At 33.4% G+C, this 23,470-nt stretch carries 24 protein-coding genes; 9 read left to right on the top strand and 15 right to left on the bottom strand.

All coding sequences use genetic code 11. The features are described from left to right. From fucP to rpmB, 6 genes are all read right to left on the bottom strand, one after another. Entirely contained in the window at positions 1 to 1,317 is a 1,317-nt protein-coding gene (fucP, locus tag A9G31_RS08390; RefSeq protein WP_065561264.1) for an L-fucose:H+ symporter permease, read from the bottom strand. A 34-nt stretch (positions 1,318 to 1,351) separates the two neighbouring features. Continuing rightward, positions 1,352 to 2,290, bottom strand: a complete 939-nt coding sequence (locus tag A9G31_RS08385; protein WP_065561263.1) for a ribokinase — start codon at positions 2,288 to 2,290, stop codon at positions 1,352 to 1,354. 12 nt (positions 2,291 to 2,302) lie between these two features. Further along, on the bottom strand, positions 2,303 to 2,980 hold the full coding sequence (alsE, locus tag A9G31_RS08380) for a D-allulose 6-phosphate 3-epimerase (RefSeq protein WP_065561262.1): 678 nt from the start codon (positions 2,978 to 2,980) through the stop codon (positions 2,303 to 2,305). A gap of 72 nt (positions 2,981 to 3,052) precedes the next feature. Then, entirely contained in the window at positions 3,053 to 3,847 is a 795-nt protein-coding gene (locus A9G31_RS08375) for a DeoR/GlpR family DNA-binding transcription regulator (protein ID WP_065561261.1), read from the bottom strand. A 562-nt stretch (positions 3,848 to 4,409) separates the two neighbouring features. Further along, positions 4,410 to 4,577 carry a 50S ribosomal protein L33 gene (gene rpmG / locus A9G31_RS08370; protein ID WP_025314526.1) on the bottom strand — a complete coding sequence of 56 codons (168 nt, stop codon included), beginning with the start codon at positions 4,575 to 4,577 and terminating at the stop codon, positions 4,410 to 4,412. Positions 4,578 to 4,592: 15 nt separating this feature from the next. Then, complete coding sequence (rpmB, locus tag A9G31_RS08365; protein ID WP_034884345.1) at positions 4,593 to 4,829, bottom strand: 50S ribosomal protein L28; 237 nt, start codon at positions 4,827 to 4,829, stop codon at positions 4,593 to 4,595. A gap of 487 nt (positions 4,830 to 5,316) precedes the next feature. Between rpmB and aroE the strand changes: the two genes are divergently transcribed. The 5 genes from aroE to argA all read left to right on the top strand — a co-directional run bounded on the left by aroE (position 5,317) and on the right by argA (position 10,445). Beyond that, a complete protein-coding gene (gene aroE, locus A9G31_RS08360; RefSeq protein ID WP_034913427.1) occupies positions 5,317 to 6,147 on the top strand; it encodes a shikimate dehydrogenase in 831 nt (276 codons plus the stop codon). A gap of 154 nt (positions 6,148 to 6,301) precedes the next feature. Next, entirely contained in the window at positions 6,302 to 6,655 is a 354-nt protein-coding gene (locus tag A9G31_RS08355) for an Aca2/YdiL-like domain-containing protein (RefSeq protein WP_065561260.1), read from the top strand. A gap of 216 nt (positions 6,656 to 6,871) precedes the next feature. Further along, entirely contained in the window at positions 6,872 to 7,384 is a 513-nt protein-coding gene (gene aroL / locus A9G31_RS08350; RefSeq protein WP_034913435.1) for a shikimate kinase AroL, read from the top strand. A gap of 243 nt (positions 7,385 to 7,627) precedes the next feature. Then, the gene (locus tag A9G31_RS08345; protein WP_065561259.1) at positions 7,628 to 8,827 is read left to right on the top strand and encodes an MFS transporter; all 1,200 of its coding nucleotides are present in this window, start codon (positions 7,628 to 7,630) and stop codon (positions 8,825 to 8,827) included. A gap of 289 nt (positions 8,828 to 9,116) precedes the next feature. After that, the gene (gene argA, locus A9G31_RS08340; RefSeq protein WP_065561258.1) at positions 9,117 to 10,445 is read left to right on the top strand and encodes an amino-acid N-acetyltransferase; all 1,329 of its coding nucleotides are present in this window, start codon (positions 9,117 to 9,119) and stop codon (positions 10,443 to 10,445) included. Between the two features lie 100 nt (positions 10,446 to 10,545). On the opposite strand, the gene mutH is transcribed toward argA, so the two are convergent. From mutH to rpiA, 5 genes are all read right to left on the bottom strand, one after another. Then, on the bottom strand, positions 10,546 to 11,217 hold the full coding sequence (mutH, locus tag A9G31_RS08335) for a DNA mismatch repair endonuclease MutH (RefSeq protein WP_141671425.1): 672 nt from the start codon (positions 11,215 to 11,217) through the stop codon (positions 10,546 to 10,548). Between the two features lie 75 nt (positions 11,218 to 11,292). Next, positions 11,293 to 11,841, bottom strand: a complete 549-nt coding sequence (locus tag A9G31_RS08330; protein ID WP_065561256.1) for an NADPH-dependent FMN reductase — start codon at positions 11,839 to 11,841, stop codon at positions 11,293 to 11,295. Positions 11,842 to 11,904: 63 nt separating this feature from the next. Next, positions 11,905 to 12,441 (bottom strand): Dps family protein, encoded by a 537-nt coding sequence (locus A9G31_RS08325; protein WP_065561255.1) that lies wholly within the window; start codon positions 12,439 to 12,441, stop codon positions 11,905 to 11,907. A gap of 551 nt (positions 12,442 to 12,992) precedes the next feature. Continuing rightward, the gene (serA, locus tag A9G31_RS08320) at positions 12,993 to 14,234 is read right to left on the bottom strand and encodes a phosphoglycerate dehydrogenase (protein WP_065561254.1); all 1,242 of its coding nucleotides are present in this window, start codon (positions 14,232 to 14,234) and stop codon (positions 12,993 to 12,995) included. 79 nt (positions 14,235 to 14,313) lie between these two features. Beyond that, the gene (rpiA, locus tag A9G31_RS08315) at positions 14,314 to 14,970 is read right to left on the bottom strand and encodes a ribose-5-phosphate isomerase RpiA (protein ID WP_065561253.1); all 657 of its coding nucleotides are present in this window, start codon (positions 14,968 to 14,970) and stop codon (positions 14,314 to 14,316) included. A 209-nt stretch (positions 14,971 to 15,179) separates the two neighbouring features. Between rpiA and A9G31_RS08310 the strand changes: the two genes are divergently transcribed. The 4 genes from A9G31_RS08310 (at position 15,180) to A9G31_RS08295 (ending at position 18,309) form a co-directional block, all read left to right on the top strand. After that, positions 15,180 to 16,091 (top strand): LysR family transcriptional regulator ArgP, encoded by a 912-nt coding sequence (locus A9G31_RS08310; protein ID WP_065561252.1) that lies wholly within the window; start codon positions 15,180 to 15,182, stop codon positions 16,089 to 16,091. Positions 16,092 to 16,179: 88 nt separating this feature from the next. Further along, positions 16,180 to 17,253, top strand: a complete 1,074-nt coding sequence (gene hemE / locus A9G31_RS08305; RefSeq protein ID WP_065561251.1) for a uroporphyrinogen decarboxylase — start codon at positions 16,180 to 16,182, stop codon at positions 17,251 to 17,253. After that, positions 17,246 to 17,854, top strand: coding sequence for a YjaG family protein (locus A9G31_RS08300; RefSeq protein WP_065561250.1), 609 nt, complete (start codon positions 17,246 to 17,248; stop codon positions 17,852 to 17,854). The genes hemE and A9G31_RS08300 overlap by 8 nt, the downstream gene beginning before the upstream one ends. 182 nt (positions 17,855 to 18,036) lie before the next feature. Continuing rightward, entirely contained in the window at positions 18,037 to 18,309 is a 273-nt protein-coding gene (locus tag A9G31_RS08295; protein WP_034912351.1) for an HU family DNA-binding protein, read from the top strand. Between the two features lie 172 nt (positions 18,310 to 18,481). Here the strand turns inward: A9G31_RS08295 and ybaK are convergent, their stop codons facing one another. The 4 genes from ybaK to glyQ form a co-directional block, all read right to left on the bottom strand. Beyond that, entirely contained in the window at positions 18,482 to 18,967 is a 486-nt protein-coding gene (ybaK, locus tag A9G31_RS08290) for a Cys-tRNA(Pro) deacylase (RefSeq protein ID WP_065561249.1), read from the bottom strand. Positions 18,968 to 19,053: 86 nt separating this feature from the next. Next, a complete protein-coding gene (locus A9G31_RS08285) occupies positions 19,054 to 19,878 on the bottom strand; it encodes a hypothetical protein (protein ID WP_065561248.1) in 825 nt (274 codons plus the stop codon). Between the two features lie 73 nt (positions 19,879 to 19,951). After that, positions 19,952 to 22,030, bottom strand: a complete 2,079-nt coding sequence (gene glyS, locus A9G31_RS08280) for a glycine--tRNA ligase subunit beta (RefSeq protein WP_065561247.1) — start codon at positions 22,028 to 22,030, stop codon at positions 19,952 to 19,954. Between the two features lie 10 nt (positions 22,031 to 22,040). Further along, the gene (glyQ, locus tag A9G31_RS08275; protein WP_034912362.1) at positions 22,041 to 22,973 is read right to left on the bottom strand and encodes a glycine--tRNA ligase subunit alpha; all 933 of its coding nucleotides are present in this window, start codon (positions 22,971 to 22,973) and stop codon (positions 22,041 to 22,043) included. Positions 22,974 to 23,470: the final 497 nt, after the last annotated feature.

Genomic DNA, 23,470 nt, shown 5'->3' with positions numbered 1-23,470 from the left:
TTAAACCCCTTTACGAACACAATAATAGCCATAAAAAGCAACATAAACGAAGCAACATAATGGAACAATAAATGCTAATTGCATATTACCTTTATTTACATCAGAGATAATTCCCATTAACAATGGGATAACCGCTCCTTCAATGATTGACATAACAACAATAGAACCAGCTGTTTGTGTGTCCTTACCCATCCCTTTAATTGCAAGTCCGAAGTTGGTGGGCCAACCAGGAGCCATACAAAAACTAATTGTTGTTAATGTCGCAATTGCAATAAATCCAGAACTCATGATCGCGATAGCTAAAAGAATAATGGCGAGCAAAGAAAAAATACTTAACAGTTTAGCTGGATTTATTTTTTTCATTAAATAAGTCGAAACAACTTTTCCTAATGCATAGAAAAGTAATGATATAAGCAACCAATAAGTTGCACTATGTTCACTAGTTCCATTTTCAACATGTTGTACAAAACGAATAGTAAAGCTCCAAACGCCGACTTGAGCACCAACGTATAAGAATTGAGAAAGAATACCTAAAGTAAACCGCGGAATAGCAAAAAGACGTTTCAAAGAATGAAAAATATTTTCTTTATTTTCGTGTTCAATAAATTTAGCTTTACAAGTTGGAAACTTTACAAAAATAAAAATTAAAGCAATGACAATTAATATAGAACCAATAATTATATAGGGAGTAACTACTTGTTCTACCATTTTATGTCGGGCAGCATTGGCGGCTTCGGAATTCATCTGTAATAATTCATTATGACTTGGGTCATGTATACCAAAAACTAAAGCCTGCCCAACCAAAACACCTAATATGACGCCTATTGAATTAAATATTTGTGAAAAATTGATTCGTTGGGTTGATGTTTCTATAGGACCTAATAAGCTGGAATAAGTGTTACAAGAAGATTCTAAAAATGATAATCCACAAGCAATAACACCTAAACAGCCAAGAAATGCGCCATATGTCATTAAATGAGCAGCAGGAATAAATAAAAAACACCCTATTGCATATAATGTTAAGCCTATAACAATAGCTATTTTATATGAAAATCGTTTAATTATTGCCGCGGCAGGCAATGCGATAAAAAAGTATCCTAAAAAGAATACCGATTGAACTAATGCTGTTTGTGTATCGGTAAGATCGAATCCTTTTTTAAATTGCGCAATTAAAATATCATTTAAGTTAACTGCCATACCCCAAAGTGCGAATAGGCAACAGACTAAAATAAATTTAACCCACGGTGTTTTTGCTAAATAAGTACTATTATCTAAACTAGATGAATTTTTTAGTACATCTTTTTGATTTTTATTCATAATAAAATCCTATAATTCTTAAGAATAGCTTATGCTAATTTGTAGAAATATCGCTAAGTAAACTCATTCTTTCTATTGCTTGTTCATATGTAGTCGTACAAGCCGCACCAATATATTCAACACTTACCGCAGCAAAGGCTGAGCCAAAAATTGCTGCTTGTTTAATGCTATTTCCATTAGCTATTTGGGCAGCTAAAGCTCCATTAAATGCATCTCCAGCTCCTGTTGTGTCAATTGGATTAGCAGGGAAACAAGGAATCCATATCTTTGAACATGGTTCTGAAAGTAAAGAACCTTTTGCTCCCATCGTAATAATGATTTTTCTTGCTCCTTTTTGATGCAAGCAATCAGCAGCATGTTCGGCACTTGCCTTGTCAGTAATTTTTTGACCGGTCAGTAAAAAAGTCTCGGTTTCACTAGGTGTTAATAAATCAACTTTTGACAATAATTCTGAATCTATTTTTTGAAAAGGTGCGGGATTTAAAATTGTAAATGCATTGTTTTCTTTTGCTATAGCAAGAACTTGAGTTATAGCTGATAGGTTATTTTCCAGTTGAACTAATACAACATCAGCGCATTTTATGGCAGGCTCACATTTTTCAATCTCTTCCTTAGTAACGATCATATTTGTACCAGGATCAACTGAAATCATATTTTCAGCATTTTCTCCTGCAACATAGATTAAAGCATTACCGGTAGCTCGTTCGGATGAACTTAATATAGTAACTGCATTAAATCCAACTTTTTTTAGATGCCGACGAGCAAAACAACCAAAGTCATCTTCACCTATCTTGCCAATATAATGAACGTTAGCTCCAGCTCTTAATGCTGCAGTTGCTTGATTAGCTCCTTTGCCTCCCGCCGAAATCTTACTGGATTTTGCTACCAATGATTCACCTGGCATTGGAAAGCGATCTAAAATTGCTGTGATATCAAGATTAAAAGAACCAAAAACACAAACTTTTCCTTTCATTGTATTGTCCTTTTATTGATTAATATTTTTAGCGGCATTATTAATGTCAAAGGACATTTTTTGCCAAGCATTTTCTAGTGATAGATTTTTTTTAAACAACCCTGAGCTTCCCATAATTAAAACTTCAGCACCAACAGAAAGTAATTGTTGATAAGTATTAATATTGCAAGAACCATCGACCTCAATTAAAAATTTGAAACTATTCTTCTTTTTTAATTCAGATAGTTTTCTTATTTTTTCAAGCATTTCAGGAATAAAGGGTTGACCTGCATAACCAGGATCGACAGTCATTACAGTAATTTTATCGAGCAGATGAATGTATTGAGAAATAGGTGTTGCAGGATTTATAACGACTCCTACTTTTTTATTCAATTGATGAATATGATTTATAACTCTAAATGCATTAGTATTAATTGTTTCTGCATGTGGGCATATAAAGTCTGCTCCAGCATTAGCCATTTGGTCAATAAAATCTGTTGGATTTTCAACCATTAAATGAACATCTATTGGAATACATGTATAGGGTTTTATTTGTTCTATAAAAAAGGCTGAAAGGGTAATATTTTTGACAAAATGTCCATCCATAATATCAACATGTAAGAAATCTGCATGTTGATTAAAAAACATTAATTGTTCTTTGATATTCATTAAATCCATACACATCAGTGATGGTGAGATTCTGCATTGCATGACCACACTCCTTATTACTAGATATTGTTAAAATTAAATAAATTATTTACCTAGTTATGAGGAGATATTTAATTAAGCTATTACTACGTTTACACTATGCCAATCCATTTCTTTTTGTAGTAGTTTATCGATCTTTTTGTCGGTAATGAGTACATCAATATCGCCTAAATTACATATTTTTGCGAAAGCATTTTGATTAAATTTTGATGAATCGGCTAAAACAATAACTTTTCTTGCTGTTAGTATCATCTGTTTCTTCAAGCGAGCATGATACTCATTGTTATCACTCAAACCGTTATCAAAATCTAACCCATCACACGAGATAAATAGTGTATCTATTTTGAATTCGGCCAACATTTTTTTTTCTGTTAATGTTCCAACCATATCTTCATTCTTTGCAAAATAGGCTCCACCTAATACAAAAATTTGAATTTGACTTTTGGCTGCCAAAGTTTGAACCACGTTTATTGAATGAGTAATAACAGTCATATCTACATTTGGTAGTTGCCTAGATAAAAACCAACAAGAAGATCTACTATCTAAGGCAATTCGATCTGCATTATTAACAAATTGTAGTGCCTTACGCGCAATACGGGTTTTTATTTCAGCATTGACTAAAATTTTTTGTCGAAATGAAGGCTTACTAGTATTCAATATTAGGGGAACAATAGGTTTATGTGAGAAGAGTTCTGTCAACATTGCGTCACCATGGCTACGACAAATCATACCTTTCTTTTCTAGAACTCTGAGATCTCTGCGTAGTGTTTCTTTAGAAACGGAACACAACTTTGCCATATCAGTTACTGTTAAACTATTATGTTGTTTTAGTAATTCAATGATCATTTGTTGCCGTTCTAGTATTAACATAATATCTCCTTAACTACTCCATCATTTTAGTTATCTACAAATTATCTTTTTGTGTATTAAATCAATTTTGTAGTTTATTATTTTCATTGATTGATAAAGTGTGATAATAGCCACATTTATTAAAATTTTATCGCTGTAAAATAGCGATATTTACTGTTATTTAAAAAAAACAGAAACATTCGGTCATGAACGGGATGTGATTTTATTTTTGATTTTTGCCGAATTTGACCGTTTCAAGTTGTTTAAAATTTTCTATTTAAATTATTTATCCTTTTAGCCAATAAAAATGAACGTTATAAAACCAACAGTTAGGGTATTACACATTTGGTTAAAAATGAAAATCTCCATTGAAGATAAATCAAGATGGAGAGCTAAGCACTATAAACCTGCCAGCTCTATGAACAAGGAAACCGAAAGAGTGATATGTATTATTTATGATTTATGTAGATATTTATAAGATAAATAGAACGAGATATGTTTTATTGAAAATAGCGATAATTTTGTCTACAAATAGATATAAAAAACCCAGCATTTGCTGGGTTTTTCAGTATTTATTAGGTAACTATTTAATTTTAGCTTCTTTATAAATAACATGCTGACGAACTACAGGATCGTATTTTTTGATCTCCATTTTTTCAGGCATAGTTCTTTTATTTTTGCTAGTGGTATAAAAATGACCTGTACCAGCAGAAGAAACTAATCTGATTTTTTCGCGTACACCTTTAGCCATGATATGGTTTCCTTATTAGTACTTTTCACCACGGGCACGAAGTTCAGCTAAAACTGCATCAATACCCTTTTTATCGATAGTACGCATACCTTTAGCAGATACACGCAATTTTACAAAACGTTTTTCGCTCTCAATCCAGAAACGGTGAGTTTGAAGGTTTGGTAGAAAACGACGTTTAGTAGCATTCATCGCATGAGATCGATTATTTCCTACTAAAGGACCTTTTCCTGTTACTTGGCATACTCGTGACATGTCAATAATTCTCCGAAATTTCTATGCTTAAGCCCTGGGCGTAATATGTTAATGGAATTGACCTCGTCAGGCTTTTAGTTTACTGCAGTTCTATCTGAGAAGCAGCTTAACCTCTCACACTACACCCATAATAATGAGGTAGCGAAGTATACGCTGTTATGCGCAAATTCTCAAGTATTATCTTACCTATGCATAAAATTAGTTTACAATGGCATAACTCATATAATATTTATTTTCTTAGTTAAAACAACATTTCTAAAAATTATTAAAACTATTTTGAATCAATATGATAGATAAAATTTCTATAAAAATTTTTTGTAATAGCACTTACTTTTTTCTTATAACGAACAATTCATTATAAAACAATGTACTGTCTTTAACATCATTTTAGAAAAAATGATTTAATTTAATAATAAATATGTTTTAATAAGCTTGATTAAGATTTTTATTTATATTGTGTTAATTTTCCAATTTATAAGGAGATTATATGAACCAGTTCACGCCATATAGTATATATGGCATTATCGGTTATCCTTTAGGGCACAGTATGAGTCCACTTATTCATACTACGTCATTTCAAGATTATGGGATCCCAGCAGTTTTAGTTCCTTTTCCTACTCCACCAGAAGAGATACCGACACTTTTTAAATCAGTCAGATTACTAAATATCCGTGGATTATGTGTCACTATTCCACATAAACAGACTATCATTCCTTATTTAGATGAAGTGACAGATCATGTAAAAAAAGCAGGTGCTGCGAATTTGGTGTATTGGGATGGGGATAAACTTTGTGGGGATAATACAGATATTATTGGATTCATGGAGCCACTTCAAAATAAAAAACTGCCAGCAGAATTCAAAAAAGTGTTATTACTTGGAGCAGGAGGTGCTGCACGTGCAGCTGTAGTGGGATTACAGGAACTTGGTTATACCGATATTACAGTAACGGATATTGCTGATGATTTACCTCAGGCATTAGCTAGTGAATTCAACCTTAAAACTATTTCATGGGAAGACCGTAGCAAAGTTGAAACTCAAATTGTTATTAATTCAACACCATTAGGTATGACGGGTAAATTTGAGAATCAAACACCTTATAAACAAGCTTGGTTTAAAGGTAAAGGAGTGGCTTACGATATTGTTTATACTCCATATAATACTTGTTTTAGACAAGAAGCAGAAAGAGCTGGCTGGGAATCTATTTCAGGACGTGAAATGTTTATTGGTCAAGCAAATGCTCAATTTAAGATTTGGACAGGAAAAGATCTTTCTGAACGAGCAAAACAAGCTGTAATTGATGCTTTAGCTAAACATTAATTACCAAACAGGCAAACATATCTAGTTAAATTGGAATTAATCGTATTTTCTACTGTTTATACAATTAGCTGCTATTGCCAACTATATTACGTTGGCATAGGCAAAGTTAATATATTAATTGGATAGATCAAGCGCATTATAATAAGGAGCATTTATGACTAACTTAGAATTGCAAGCGTATCGTCGTTTTCTTATGCTAAAAGTATCAGAAGCTAGTGAATATATTGGAAAAACAGATATTAATACATGGCATGATTGGGAAAATGGTATAAAGCCGATCCCAGAGTTTGTCGGAAAAGCAATGCAAGAACTAAAAAAAATCAGAAACGAAAAAATAAATATTATTATAAATAGTATTAATGATCGTATTGGTAGTAATACAATCCGTTATTTTATGACATACGAAGAGTTCAAAAAGGTAAATTTAGATCTTGATGTGATTCAATGGCGATTACATCAATCGATTGCAACAGAGCTCTATTTCCGTGGTTTAGAAAAGTTATGTTAATTAACTTTATTAAGATGACTTTTAGGTTTTAAAAGCTTCCTTATAATATTGTAAACATTTCATTACGGATATATTCTATATATGTTATTTTTAATTATATAAAAAATACATAGTTATATATTTTTTATATAATATGTAAAAAATTTGTTGCAAAAATAAGAGCGAATCACTAGCATGGTTAATATATTCTATAAATCTGAAAAGATAAAACCCAATATGAATAAAACAATTTTTTTAGTTGGTGCACGGGCTGCAGGTAAAACAACGATGGGAAAGATGTTAGCAAATAAGCTATCGTTTTCTTTCATTGATACCGATAGATATTTACTCGAAACTACTCAAAAGACGGTAGCCGAAATTGTTGAAAAAGAAGGTTGGGAAGGATTTAGAGCAAGAGAAAGTCAGGTGTTGATTGATACAACTAAACCTAATTGTGTCATTGCAACTGGTGGCGGCATGGTATTAGCCGAGCATAATCGGAATTTTATGAAACAAAATGGCACAGTTATCTTTTTATCTGCACCTGCGGCAACACTAGCTGCGCGTTTAATGAAAGATCCTAACATTGCTCAACGACCATCACTAACTGGCCTATCTATTTATGATGAAATGGAAAAGGTATTGGCTGAAAGATTACCTTTATATCATGATGCTGCACATCATGTGATCAATGTTGATCAAGATGAAAGTTTGATTCTTGCAAAAATTTTTGAAATGCTTCGAAACTAATTTAACTTCTTTTAATAAAAAGGCCGCTTAAAAAGAGGTATTTTTATTAATAATAGAAAAAAATAAATTTTTAAAATTTAACCAAGATTCTATATAAGTTTAATTTTGAATAAAACTTTATTGTTTTTTAGAACCAAATAAAAGCTAAGTAACAAATTTATACTTACTATCTTTCTGATTAATATTGATACTTGTATATTGAATAGAATTATAATTTTATGTTTTACATATGGAGTATGACAAGTGGATAATCGAAAGGTCAATTCTTATGGAATTGCAGGATCTATATATGCAAATTATATAATACAAAGTATTGCATTAATTGTGATCATGCAATTTTCATATGATATATCGAAACAACTTAATATTGATCTAATCGGCATTGGTAAAATTGCTTCGGGTATAGGAATTGGAAAAATATTATTAATGTTTGTTGGTGGTGTATTGTCAGATAAATTTGGTCGCAAACTATTTATTTGTCTAGGTATGGCTTGCTATGCTATTTTTTTTCTAGGAATGCCTTTTTGTACTAATATAAATATTGCTTTTTGTTTAGCTATTGCTATTGGGGCTGGAAATTCTTTTTTAGATACTGGTTCAATGCCAGCATTAACAGAATGTTTTCCAAACTCATGTGGTACAGCTAGCGTATTGATCAAGGCTTTCATTTCAATGGGATCTCTTGTTCTTCCATTTATTGTTGTTTTTTGCCATCAATACCAAATATGGTATGGTTGGATTTTTTTTGGTTTTGTTGCTTATCTAATAGTTAATACACTATTTTTACTTCCTAAGCAGTTTCCACATATAGATACCTCCATTAAAAGTAATGAATGCTCACAAAGTTATTTTATTGGAAAACCTAATTTTGGATTTGAAGGTATTTTATTAATTATTATGGGATTTACAACAACAGCAACATTCGTTATTGTCTTGCAGTGGTTGCCAACTATCGCTATCAGAGCTGTTAATATGAGCGAACCTGATGCTAATCAACTGATTAGTTATTATAGTACTGCCTCAATTATTTCTGTATTTGTTACGGCTTTTGTAGTCAAACATCTATTAAAACCTATCTTTTGCATCATTATTTTGCCTGCCTTATCTGCGTTGGTATTAATCATTTTTTATTTTAATGTTTCACCTGCAATGTGTGTTATCGTCGCAATAGGAATGGGATTAACTGCGGCAGGGGGGGTACTTCAATTAACTTTGGTTGTTATGCAACAAATGTTCCCAACACGAAAAGGTCTTGCTGTAGGTTGTATGTATACTTTTAGCGGTCTATCGTTTGTTATCATTCCGCTTATAGTACCAAAATTAGCTATGTTCAATGTAAGTTATGCCATATTAATTGACTTTTTTATTGCGATGTCAAGTGTAATACTTGGCTCAATTATCTTTTATCGTTTTAAAAAGGTAGTTGATATAACAAAAATATAATTTTATATATTTTAAGAATAATAATGTTAGAGGGCATGCCAATATGGCATGCTTTTTTTCGATATTAACATCTCATAAAAATTTTAATTTATTTTCGTATTTAACAATTCAATATTTTGTTAATCCATTATTACTTAATCAAAAATCATTAAGCTTAAGCCATTAACTTTTATTAATAGCAAATTTTAAGATTTTTATTAGATTCTTGAAATATTGCTTGCCATAAAACCAAAAATAAATAAAAATACACAAAAAGTGAATAAGTATTCAGTTTGAGGTGGTTGTGAAAATGAAAGAACGTACAACTGAGTTAGTTGATGGCTTAAGACATTCAGTACCTTATATTAATGCACATCATGGTAAAACATTTGTAATTTTGCTCACCGGCGCAGTGTTAAAAAGTAATAATTATTCGAGTATTATCAGTGATATTGGTTTACTTTATAGTCTTGGTATTAAACTTGTTATTGTTAATGGTGCTCGCAATCAGATTGATGAATCTTTAAAAAATCATAATATCACACCTAAATATTATAAAAATACGCGTATTACTGATGCAACAACACTAGACATCATTAAACAAGTTACAGGTTCATTACAACTCAATATTACCGCAAGTTTATCAATGAGTTTAAATAATACTCCATTACAAGGAGCTCATATCAGTGTTGTAAGTGGTAATTTTGTGATTGCACAACCTTTAGGGGTAGATGATGGGATTGATTATTGTCATACAGGTAAAATACGTCGTATAAACAACGAGGCTATAGCTGAACAACTAGATCGTGGATCAATTGTGTTACTAGGCCCTGTTGGCGTTTCGGTTACTGGTGAAAGTTTCAATTTAGCGTCTGAGGATGTTGCAACCGAAGTTGCTATTCGCTTAAAAGCGGATAAATTAATCAGTTTTTGCGCAGAACAAGGAGTACTAGATGAAAAGGGGCGTGTTATTACCGACCTTTATCCTGTTGATGCGGATAATTATGTCAACAAAAAAGAGCAGCAAGGTAAACCTTTATCTAGTGAAGCACGTTTTTTACGTGCAGCATCTAAAGCATGCCGTAGTGGGGTCAGACGAAGCCATTTGGTAAGTTATTTGGTTGATGGCTCAATTTTACAAGAATTATTTTCGCGTGATGGGATTGGAACACAAGTAGCGATGGAACATTCTGAACAAGTGCGTTTAGCAACTATTAACGATATTGGAGGAATTCTAGAACTCATTCGTCCACTTGAAGAACAAGGTATTTTGGTTAAACGTTCACGTGAGCAGTTAGAAATGGAGATCGATAAATTTACCATTATTGAACGTGATAATATGACAATTGGTTGTGCAGCGCTTTACCCATATCCTGAAGAAAAAATGGGAGAAATGGCCTGTGTAGCTATTCATCCTGATTATCGCAATTCATCTCGAGGAGATGGCTTAATTGAAAAGTTAACAGAAAAAGCAATCCAGCTAGGACTCGAAAAAATATTTGTTTTAACTACACGTAGTATTCATTGGTTTAGAGAAAAAGGTTTTAACCCAGCAGAAGTTGATGATTTACCGATTAAAAAGAAAAAACTTTATAATTATCAAAGGAATTCTAAAATTTTAATGCTTGATATTCTTTGAACTATATTTAAATAGATCTGGGAGCGACTAAAATTTTTAATATTATAAATCTGGTATTAAATAATGGGATATTAACGCCAGCTATAAAAAGTAATTAGAATTAGTATGTTACAACAGTATTTAAAATTTGCATTGTAAATGTTTTTTTTAAGTAAAACCCACGAGGTCGAGTTAAAATAATATCACCATTTTCACCAATTGCTTCCGTAAGAGCTTGCCCATTGGCTGCTTTAGGCCTAATTTGTAAATAAGTACCATATCGAGCGGTAATTTTTTCAACATGTCCTAGCGCTATCATATCCATTAACTCTTCCCAGTCTTGTTTGAGCTGCTGTTCTTGTTCTTGAGTTGGTGTCCACATAATAGGTTTTCCAACTTTTCTATCTGCAAGAGGAATAGTTCTTTCACCTTCTATCGGGACCCAAAGTACTTTCGCAAGTTTATATTTAACATGGCTTGTCTCCCAAATAACGCCATGATTAGCCATTAATGGTGTGACACTAACGAAGGTTGTCTCAAGTGGTTTACCGTGTTTATCCACAGGAATAGTTTTAAGCTCTATACCAAGATTAGCAAAATCTTGCTCAGCTTTACTAGCAGCATTTGCTCCTAAAAAAGTTTCAATAAGATTGCCTACCCAACCTTTTTGTTTATTTAGGTTATTCGGTATAGGTATATTTAAGTATTGTGCTATCTCGCCAAAAGTATAACCAGCTGCTAACTGAGCTCGTTGCAATAATTCTTGTTCACTATTAGGAAAAAATATAGGCATGGAAAAAATAGTTAACTTACTTGTTAAGAAAACACAGCCAATTATATTGACTGTGAATCTTAAAATAAAGAGTTATTAGCTTAACTTTTCAACCCAACTTGCGTAGCTATTAATAATAAGGGCTAAGAATTCTTTACTTTTTTCAGTAATATTACCACTTTCATCAAAAGCAGAAGCTACATTACCAATATAAGCTTCAGGCTGTTGTAATGTCGGCATATCAAGGAATACTAATGATTGACGAAGTTGATGGTTAGCGCCAAACCCACCAATTGCACCCTGTGAAACAGAAACAATTGCAGCAGCTTTTTTAGACCAAACGCTCTTACCATAAGGACGAGAACCAACATCTATTGCATTTTTGATAACAGCAGGAACTCCACGATTATATTCAGGTGTCACAAAAATAACACCCTGACAATCGGCTATTTCTTTGCGGAAATGAGTATAAGAGGCAGGAGGGGTATCATTATCAATATCTTCATTATATAAAGGTAAATCGCCAATTTGAATAATTTGTAATGAAAGTGATGGTGGTGCGATTTTTTGAAAAACTTTTGCTACTTTTAAAGTATAAGAGTCTTTACGCAAACTTCCTACCAGTACAGCAATTTTTTTACTCATCTTAAATCTCCACTTATTTTTAATAAGAGGTATTTTTAATACCTCTTAAATTAGTAGTATCTGTTAATGTCCTGATGAGTCGACTTTTCGGCCTGCTTCAAATAAGAACCACGCACGTTGTTCTGTTTGATCGATCCACTCTTCAATTAAACTGGCAGTAGCGGTATCATTGTATTTATCACAAATATCATGTGCAACACGCATACGTTCTGTTAGTTTTACATTATCTTGACATAATTCGGCAAGCATATCTGATGGTTCAACGAAATCTGCATTGTTATCAGAAATACTTTGTAATTTCGCAATGTGACCAATTGAACGTAAAGTTGTACCGCCTAGCTTACGGACACGTTCAGCAATTGGATCAGTCATTGCAAATAGCTCTTCACCTTGATCATCTAGCATTAAGTGGTAATCACGAAAATGAGGACCACTAACATGCCAATGAAAGTTTTTAGTTTTTAAATATAAAGCAAATACATCTGCTAAAACAGAATTCATTGCTCCAGAAATATCTTTTGATGCTTTTTGTCCTAAATCAGTAGGAAACAAAATAGCTGATTGTTGTAGTTTTTTAGCAGAAGCCGTACTTTTAGCCATGATATATTCTCCTTTAAATTGAATAATAAATACCCGTATTGACAAAATTACGCCAACTTAATGTTAATGTCCAATAAAAAACGTTAATTTTTTACTATCATTGCTATTTCAGTAACCTATGGTTTTTTTATCTCTTTCTTCTTTCTTGTTTTTATTTATTTGAAACAATATCTTTCAAAATAAAAGAAAATATTTCAAAATGCGATTTAGTTAAAAGTTTTTATGTTTCAACGTTGATAGCATTAATACGAAATTTAACTCAATAAGAGGCGATATGATTGATGCTATTTCATTTTGTGCTGAATGTTTTATTGGTTTATTCCAAGAAGGTGGCAAAGTATTTGCGGGTATGGTGAGGCGCTCACATAACGAGGCATCAAAGTCATTAAAATAGACGTAATTGATCAAAGAATAAGAAACAGCATTGTTTAAATGTTGCATTAGCGGGAATCTATTTGAGTGATACAAAATATTAACAATACAAATTTGATTTACTCAAAATTAAAAACCCGCTAAAGCTGAGTGGCTAACAAGCGTACCGACTTATCACCTTAAAATAACAATCTAGCACGAATTGTTCCTGGCACGTTTTTCAGTTTAGCTAACAATTCTTCAGCCTTATTTTGTTTAACTCTATCGATATCAATAACAACATAACCAATCTGAGGATCAGTTTGTAAATATTGTGCTGAAATATTAAGCCCTTGTTCAGCGAATAACGTATTGATAGCAGTTAGAACACCAGGTTGGTTACGATGAATATTAATAAAACGACTAGAGCCTTTAGCTGGAATAGGTAGAGAGGCTTCAGGAAAATTAACTGCTGAAAGTGTCGCACCAGTATCAGAATATTTAGCTAGTTTACTTGCGACCTCAATCCCAATATTTTCTTGTGCTTCGCTAGTTGAACCACCGATATGCGGAGTAATAATTACATTATCAAATTGACATAATGGAGATTCAAAAGGGTCGTTGTTACTAGCAGGTTCTGTTGGAAAAACATCAATAGCTGCCCCACTGAGTTTATTGGTTTTCAGTGCTTTAGTTAAAGCATCAAGATCGATAACTTTACCGCGTGAAGCATTGATTAAAATTGCGTCTTGTTTCATTGCATCAATTTCGTTATCACTAATCATTTTGATGGTTGTTGGATTTTCTGGTACATGCATTGAAACAATATCGCTTATCGCTAGTAATTCTTTCATTGTTGAAACTTGTTTAGCATTGCCCAAAGGTAGTTTTGTTTCAATATCATAAAAATAAACATTCATCCCTAACGATTCAGCCAAAATACTTAGTTGGCTACCAATATGCCCATAACCAATAATACCTAAATTTTTACCACGAGCTTCGTGTGACCCCGTCGCAATCTTATTCCATTTTCCTCGGTGTGCTTTAGCATTAGCATCTGGTACTCGACGAAGTAATAATATTGCTTCGGCTAATACTAGCTCTGCTACAGATCGCGTATTTGAAAATGGTGCATTAAAAACAGGAATACCTTTTACTGTCGCCGCATCAAGATCAACTTGATTGGTACCTATACAAAAACAGCCAATACCAGCAAGTTTAGGTGCAGAATCGATAATGTCCTTAGTTAATTGTGTTCTTGACCTGATCCCAATAAACCGAACATCTTTCAGGGCTTGCTTAAGTTCTTCAGGAGATAATGCGCTTTTATGATATTCAATATTGGTAAAGCCGCCGGATTTTAATATTTCAATTGCGCTAGGGTGAACTCCCTCAAGTAATAAAAACTTATTTTCATCTTTGGTTAAAGTTTGAATAACCATTATTTCCTCTCTTTCCATCAGTATACAAATTGGTACTTATAATTAAATACCATTATTAACTTTATTGTAGTAAATGATTTTATCTAAGCTCTTTTATACCCGTACTGCATCCAACAAGTGCGATGTCAGCGCCTTTATTGGCAAATAATCCAACAGTAACCACACCTGCAATGTTATTAATTCGGTTTTCTAGCTCCATTGGTTTGGCAATGACAAGATCATGAACATCCAAAATCACATTTCCATTATCGGTTATAACGCCTTGACGATATATTGGTTTACCGCCCAACTTATATAACTCACGAGCAACATAGGAACGTGCCATTGGGATCACTTCAACCGGTAATGGGAATTTACCTAATACATCAACAACTTTTGATTCATCAACAATACAAATAAATTGTTTAGCAATGGCTGAAACAATTTTTTCGCGCGTTAAAGCTGCGCCACCACCTTTAATCATTTGCAACTGGTGATTGATTTCATCCGCACCATCGACATAGACATCCAAACAATCGACTTCATTACAATCGAGAACAGGAATACCATAGCTTTTTAATTTTTGGGTCGAAGCTTCCGAACTAGATACAGTACCTTTGATTTGATCTTTTATTGTTGCTAATGCATCAATAAAATGGGATGCAGTAGAGCCTGTTCCTACACCAATAAAAGAATCAGGTTTGATAAATTTCAAGGCTGACCAGCCTACGGCCTTTTTTAATTCGTCTTGTGTCATAATATCACCCCTATTTTGAGGATAATTTTTCTTAAAAAAATAAAATTTTGAAAGCAAAATTGTTGAAGATATGGCATAGTACCCAATTAGAAAGCAAAAATCATTAGGATTTTAAGAATTAAATCAACTTTGTGATAGGTTTAAAACTTATTACGATATTAAAGTAGATTAAATATTTGAGCAATGATCAAATCATTAATAAAGAGATTATGAAGCGTCCAGATTATAGAGCGTTACAAGCATTAGATGCGGTGATAAAGGAACGAGGATTTGAAAGAGCTGCTGATAAATTGTGTATTACACAACCTGCGGTTTCGCAACGTATCAAACAATTAGAAAGCTTTTTTGGTCAACAGCTGCTCGTTAGAACCATTCCTCCGAAAGCAACCAAACAAGGTGAGCATTTGCTCGGCTTATTACATCAAGTTGAATTATTAGAACAGCAATGGTTAGGTGATAACGAGCAAAATGCCACACCACTATCGTTATCAATTGCAATTAATGCTGATTCTTTAGCAACTTGGTTCTTACCTGCGTTAAAACCGGTTTTAGATAAAAACATCTTACGTTTTGATGTTCAAGTCAAAGATGAAGAACATACTTTAGAGTTATTGCGTTTAGGCACTGTAGTTGGTGCGATTAGCATTCAAGCTAACCCTTTACCAGGTTGTCTGTCTGATTTATTAGGTGCTTTAGACTATATTTTTGTCGCTTCTCCTGATTTTGCTAAAAAGTACTTCCCAAATGGTGTAACCCGATCATCCTTACTAAAAGCACCGGCTGTTGCATTCGACCATCTAGATGATATGCATCAGGCTTTTTTACAAGAAAACTTTAACCTTACGCCAGGCAGTGTAATTTGCCACATCACCAGTTCATCTGAAGCTTTTGTACAATTGGCTAAGCAAGGTTCAGCCTGCTGTATGTTACCAAAGTTGCAAGTTGAGCAAGAATTAAAAAATGGTGAATTAATTAATTTAACTGAAGGGTTATATCAAAGACGTATGCTATATTGGCATCGTTTTGCTCCTGAAAGTAGTGTAATGCAAAATATCTCTGAAACCTTGATTCGTTATGCGCAACAAACATTATCAAAGCCTCAGGATTTAGATCACAAATAAAAGATAAATCAAGTGATTTTTATACTGAAACATATACTTACCGGAAAGTTTTTAACAAAAAAAAGTCTATATTTAAAGAGCTAAAAATATGAGCCAATTAAAAAATGATCGTTATTTACGAGCTTTACAATGTTTGCCTGTAGACTATACACCGATTTGGATGATGCGACAGGCCGGTCGTTATTTACCTGAGTATCGTCAATTAAGATCAAAAGCGGGTGATTTTATGACGATGTGTCAAACGCCAGAGTTAGCTTGCGAAGTCACTTTACAGCCATTACAACGATTTGATCTTGACGCGGCTATTATTTTTTCTGATATTTTAACAATCCCTGATGCTATGGGGCTTGGCTTATATTTTGAATCGGGTGAAGGACCTAAATTTAAAAAACCGATATCTTGCATATCAGATATTGAACAATTACCCATCCCAGATCCAGAGCAATCACTTAAATATGTGATGGATGCGATTCGATTAACAAAAAAAGAACTCAATGGCAAAGTTCCATTAATTGGCTTTTCGGGAAGCCCATGGACATTAGCCACCTACATGATTGAAGGTGGTAGTAGCAAAGCATTCACCAAAATTAAAAAGATGCTTTATAGTGAACCTAAAGCGTTGCATCAACTACTTGAAAAACTTGCAAACAGTATCGCATTATATTTAAATGCACAAATTCAAGCGGGGGCACAATCAATTATGATTTTTGATACTTGGGGCGGCGTATTAAGTCATCAAAGCTATCAAACATTTTCACTTGACTATATGCAACAGATCTTATCGCAATTAAAACAAGGTAAAAAAAGTCAAGATATAACCTCGTACATTCCTGTTACTTTATTTACTAAAGGAGGAGGAATATGGCTTGATCGTATTATTAATACTGGTTGTGATGCGGTGGGAGTGGATTGGACTGTAAATTTAAGCCAGATTACTCAAAAAGGGAAAATAGCAGTACAAGGAAATTTAGATCCTTCCGTTTTATACGCAGGAAAGCAAACAATTGAATCCAACGTAGAGGTTGTTCTTAATGAATTTGGCTATCACAATGGGCATGTTTTTAATTTAGGACATGGTATTCACCAAGATATTCCTGTAGAGAATGTACAGCATTTGATTGAAGCGGTACATCGACAATCAAAAGGGTTTCATCATGATTAAAAATCCTGTTCAATTAAGGCTAGAAAAGTTACCACAATGGAAACAACGCCTATTTATGGTCTGCTTATGTGAACGAATGTATCCCAACTTTGTTTTTTATTGTCATCAACAAACTTGCCTTCAACAACCAAACGAAGATGACGCTAAAAATTACAAAAAAATACTGGATTTAGTTTGGGAATCGCTATTAGTTGAAGAGGTAAAAATCAATTTTGATTTACAGCTTGAAAAATTAGAACTCATTATTCCAACTGTAACTGATGATAGTCCTTATATGGTTTATCCAGCCATCGATGCTTGTCATGCACTTGGCGAAGTTTTGCACTCTTACTTGAGTGGTGATATCGCCGAACATACCGCTAAAGTCAGTAGTATATCAGCAACTACAGTTGCTGAATTTGAAATGACCAAAACAAATGTTACTCTTTCAGAAGATGAACAGCAAACTCTACCTAGTGTTATAGATGAATTCGATTTGCAGTGGGAACTATTTCGATTACTACGCGAAGAAAATAATGAAATGAGTGAATTGATAAAAGGCTTGAAAGATGAAATTAGAGCATCGGGGATCAGCAATATTGGTGTTTTTTTAAGCAATTAAGGTGTTTAAAGTCTATTTTTTAAAATTTTTGTTAAATTTTTCTTTAATATTGGTCAAATATAGACTACATTTAACAACAATGTAATCTAAGCAACGTTTACAGTAACGGAGCCAAAACATTAAGTTTTAGCTTCGTTTATAATGTTAACTTTAACAATAAAATAATATGTAAGGATATACCCATGAATAAAACAGAACTTGTCGACGCTATTGCTAGTAAAGCTGATATCACTAAAGTAGCTGCAAAAACGGCGTTGGAAGCTACATTAGCCGCTATTACTGAATCATTAAAAGCTGGTGAACCAGTTCAATTAGTTGGTTTTGGTACATTTAAAGTTAATTCTCGTAAAGCTCGTACTGGTCGTAATCCAAAAACTGGTAAAGAAATTAAAATTGCAGCAAGTAAAGTACCTGCATTCGTATCAGGTAAAACTTTAAAAGAAGCAATCAAATAAGTTGCTTTTTCTTACTGTCAACTTGATTGATAGAAGTATTAGGCCATAGGGTATAGCCTTATGGTCTTATCATTTCAATAAAAACACATTATTTTAAGACAAATCGTCTTAGCCTTTACGTCTTGTTTATAAGTAGTGTTAGAACCTAATTAGAATTACACTGCTAATAATTTTAAGTGGTTATTTCAACCCATTTCGCTTGTAATATATCAACCAAATCTTGAGGCGCAATTTCAATTTCTAATCCTCTTTTGCCACCTGATACAAACATTGTCGCGTGCTCACTTGCACTTAAATCAATGAGTGTGGGTAGTTTTTGCTTTTGACCGAGTGGACTAATTCCTCCCACCAAATAACCTGTTACCTTTTGGGCTAAATTAGGATCAGCTAAATCTATTTTTTTACAGTTTAATGATTTTGCAACTTTTTTAAGATCCAAATGACTATCGACAGGCAATACGCAAACCGCTAACGTCTTATTATTACCGTTTAAACTCACAACCAAGGTTTTAAATACCTGTGCTGCTGTAATATTCAAACTAGGATCAAGTTTATCAACCGCCTCTTGCCCATAGTGAGTTTGGTTGGGGTCGTGTTTATATTGGTGGATATTAAATTTGATTTTTAACTTCTTAAGCAAATTAATAGCAGGTGTCATAGTTATTATCCAGTAGCTTCTGTTAAATCAGATTATTACATGGCAAAGCAGTACCTTACCAATTTAATTGGTAAGGCACCAAATGGTTAAATAATTAATTTATAATTGTTATTTTGATGTTCATCATTATTTTTAGGTGGTAATGCTGAATTATTTAAATGAGTTGCTAGCATATAAAGACGATAGAAAAAGCTAGTAACAAAAATATCAAAAAAGATAGAAATGAATGAAAAAATCGTATCAAGCACAAAATTATTGTTATTGAATTTCAAGACTAAATTAGTAAAAACTATCAAAAATACTATATTGATTAGTAACATCAAAAGAGCAGGAAGCCAATATTTTTTTGATAATTGAATATTTAAAGAAATTAATTCAAAAATGCTTTTTTGATTAGGGTCAGCCAGTGAACCTAAAAATAAATTACAAAAAATAGCGAAAAGTAGCATTGGAACTAGTAGGACTAATATAATTAATAAAAGAAGAATAGGGTTTGGTAAAATTATACTTAAACCTATAATTACAATAGTTAACATAATTGCTATAAAGAAAATAAAGATACCAATGATAAGATAAAAAAGAATGATTTTTAATGTATTTGACAGCGTTTTAGAAAGTAATAAATTTAAATTAAGTTTGTCGCTAACATAAAGGTTAGAAACCGTTGCAATATTAATGGCTTTCAAAATAATATTTAATAAACAAGCCAATCCCAAAAATGAAAAATATTTCGTTAAGTTTTGTGAAACATAAATTTGTTCAGTTAAATTGTTTTCCTTGATAAAGAAAAAAGTAAAAAATGTGTAAATCAAAGATAACGCTAAACTAATAAGAACAAATTGCGTAATACGATTACGAAAAAAATTACATGTTTGTGTAAAAACTAAAGAAAAAGAGATTTTTTTTTGCATTTATATGTAAGTTCCTTATATGTGGTAACTGGTTTAGTTACCACTATTATTTTTGAATGATTAAATTCGTAAATTAAGCTTGCAATAATGAAATATCCGCAACTTTTAAGAATAAATTTTGTAATTTTTCTAAAAGTGCCAATCGGTTTAATTTGATTTGTTCATTATCAACCATCACCATCACCGACTCAAAAAAGGCATCAATAGGTGTTTTAAGCGAAGATAATTCGACTAAAGCATCTTGGTAATGCCCATTATTAAAATAAGGGACTAGTTTGTCGGTTAAAATGGCAACTTGTTTAGCTAAATCACCTTCTGCGCCATCCTCTAATAAAGCTGCATTGACTTTTTGGGGAATAACTATCTCAGTTTTAGATTTCGATAAAATATTTGATACACGTTTATTAGCTTCGGCTAATGACGAGGCTTCGGGCAAGGTTCTAAAGTGAGTTACTGCCTTAACGCGTGCATCAAAATCAGCGGGTTTAGTTGGATTAAGTGCTAAAACTGCTTGAATCGTATCAATTGCAAAGCCTTGTTCTTGATACCAAGCTCGAAAACGACCCTGCATAAAATTAACAATATCGTCAACTACGTTTTTATTATTAAGCTTATCTCCATATAATGAAGCTGCATAACCTGCCAGTTCAACAAGATCTAAAGGCAGTGCCTTTTCAACAATAATACGTAAAACACCAATAGCAGCGCGACGCAATGCAAAAGGATCTTTATCACCTTTAGGATGCTGACCAATACCAAAAATGCCGGCTAAAGTATCCAATTTTTCAGCGATAGAAACTGAACAAGAAACAGCAGTACTTGGTAATTCATCACCGGCAAAACGCGGTTTATATTGTTCTTCAATGGCGGTTGCAACTTCAATACTTTCGCCATCTTTAAGGGACAAATAACGCCCCATAATACCTTGTGTTTCAGGGAATTCAAAAACAGTATTAGTCACTAAATCGCATTTTGTTAATTTGCCCGCTCGTTTGGCTTGCTCAACATCAGCACCAATTTTATCGGCAATAAAGCCAGATAACGATTCAATGCGAATTGCTTTATCCTTAACTGTTCCAAGTTGTTGTTGAAATAAAACTGTTTCAAGGCGAGGCAAACGGTCTTCTAAACGTTGTTTTAAATCAGTTTGATAAAAGAATTCAGCATCGGCAAGGCGAGGGCGAACCACTTTCTCATTACCTGAAATTACAACTTGAGGATCTTTTGACTCAATATTAGCCACAAAAATAAAGTTTGGTAATAATTTGCCTTGTTTGTCATAAACAGGAAAGTATTTTTGATCGCCTTTCATGGTATAAACCAATGATTCAGCAGGAACCTCTAAAAATCGCTCCTCAAATTTAGCAGTTAACACAACAGGCCATTCAACTAGTGATGAAACTTCTTCAAGCAAATTATCTGTTAAATCTGCTTTACCATTTAATTTTGCAGCTTCTTCTTCAGCTTGTTGTTTAATAATAGATTTACGTTTATCGTAGTCAGCAATTACCTTACCACGTTGTTCCAAAATTTCAGGATACTGGTCTGCATTATCAATAGTGAACTCTTGCTCACCCATAAAACGATGGCCACGAATAATACGATCTGATTTAATCTCTAAAATCGTACCAGGCACAAGCTCATCACCATACAACATGGTAACAGTATGACATGGACGAATAAATTCAACTTGGCGAGCCGCCCAACGCATTGGTTTAGGGATAGGTAATTTGCTTAATGCGGTTTTAACCATATCACATAACAAATTAACAACTGGCTGACCTTTTTGATTTTGAGTATAAGAAAGCCATTCACCTTTATCAGTTTGTATACGCTCAGCCTGATCAACTGTAATACCACAACCACGAGCCCAACCTTCAGCAGCTTTAGTTGCATTGCCATTGGCATCAAAGGCTGCGCTGACCGCAGGACCACGTTTAACTATTTGGCTATCGGGTTGCGTATCATTCAAATTTAAAACTTTTAATGCTAAACGACGAGGCGATGCATACCAAAGCACTTCACCATGTTCCAAATTGGCATTATCAAGCTGTTGTATAAAATTAGCCGCAAAGCTTTCTGCTAACGTGCGGAGTGATTTGGGTGGTAACTCTTCGGTACCAATTTCCACTAAAAATGTTTTTTGCATAATTTTCTAATTCCTACTTTGATGCACTTTCGTTAGATTGTGAATTTTGGCACATAGGGAAGCCAAGAGCTTCGCGAGATGCGTAATAGGCTTCTGCCACCATTTTGGTTAATGTTCTGATGCGCAAAATATAACGTTGTCGCTCAGTTACTGAAATTGCTTTACGAGCATCAAGTAAATTAAAACAGTGAGCCGCTTTTAAGATGCGTTCATAAGCAGGTAGTGGTAGCGGTTTTTCTAACTCAAGCAAAAACTTGGCTTCTTTTTCGTGTTGTTCAAAACAATAAAATAAAAATTCAACATTGGCGTATTCAAAATTATAAGTGGACTGCTCAACTTCGTTTTGATGAAACACATCGCCATAAGTTGTTTTACCAAATGCACCATCACTCCAAACCAAATCATAAACACTATCCACGCCTTGAATATACATTGCTAAGCGTTCAAGTCCATAAGTGATTTCACCAGTAACTGGCTTACATTCAAGCCCACCAACTTGTTGAAAGTAAGTAAATTGGGTTACTTCCATACCATTTAACCAAACTTCCCAACCAAGCCCCCAAGCACCAAGGGTTGGGTTTTCCCAATTATCTTCAACAAAACGGATATCATTAACAGTTGGATCAAGACCTAATTGTTTTAACGAACCTAAATAAAGCTCTTGAATATTATCAGGAGAAGGCTTTAAGATAACTTGAAATTGATAATAATGCTGAAGCCTGTTTGGGTTCTCACCATAGCGACCATCGGTTGGGCGGCGTGATGGTTGAACATAAGCAGCATTAATTGGCTCAGGCCCCAAGGCTCGTAAACAAGTCATAGGATGAGAAGTCCCCGCGCCAACTTCCATATCTAAAGGCTGAATCACGGTGCATCCTTGATTAGCCCAGTAATCTTGTAACGTAAGAATTAACCCCTGAAAGGTTTTGACATTAAACTTTTGCATGATGTTATCTTTATGGTTGAATTGGTTTTTCGATAATTTAAATAGTGCTATATATTATACTTTTTATCAATAGTTGTGAAATGTCTAATCAAACTCTGTTTTAAGCCACAGAAAGCTATACTTAAAATACTATCTAATTAATTGTTTATTATGGCGTAATCGTTTGATTTAATTAAAACAAAAAACTTCAATAAAATCAATAGTCTACCGGAGCGATTTTAGGCCTTTAAAAAGCACCTACTCCACCAGTCCCAAAAACCACCCAACCGCTACGCCCGTAAAAAACACCACTCCCCAAAAAAAAACAAACCCCAAACTTACCCCCTAACAAATCTTTACAATAAACCAACAAAAAAAGTGGCGGATTATTTATCATCAAGTTATAATTTTTGAGCTTATACAGGCAAGGAATCGCTCAAAAATCAGGCAAATGGATATAAAAGTTCATAAAAAACAATAAATTACTTGACAAGGAAATAAAAATGCATTACCATGGT

The organism is Gilliamella sp. Gris1-4, assembly GCF_001690335.1.
Lineage (GTDB): Bacteria > Pseudomonadota > Gammaproteobacteria > Enterobacterales > Orbaceae > Gilliamella > Gilliamella apicola_P.
The sequence above is the reverse complement of the archived record's forward strand: the minus strand, read 5'-3'. Positions and strand labels throughout refer to the sequence as shown.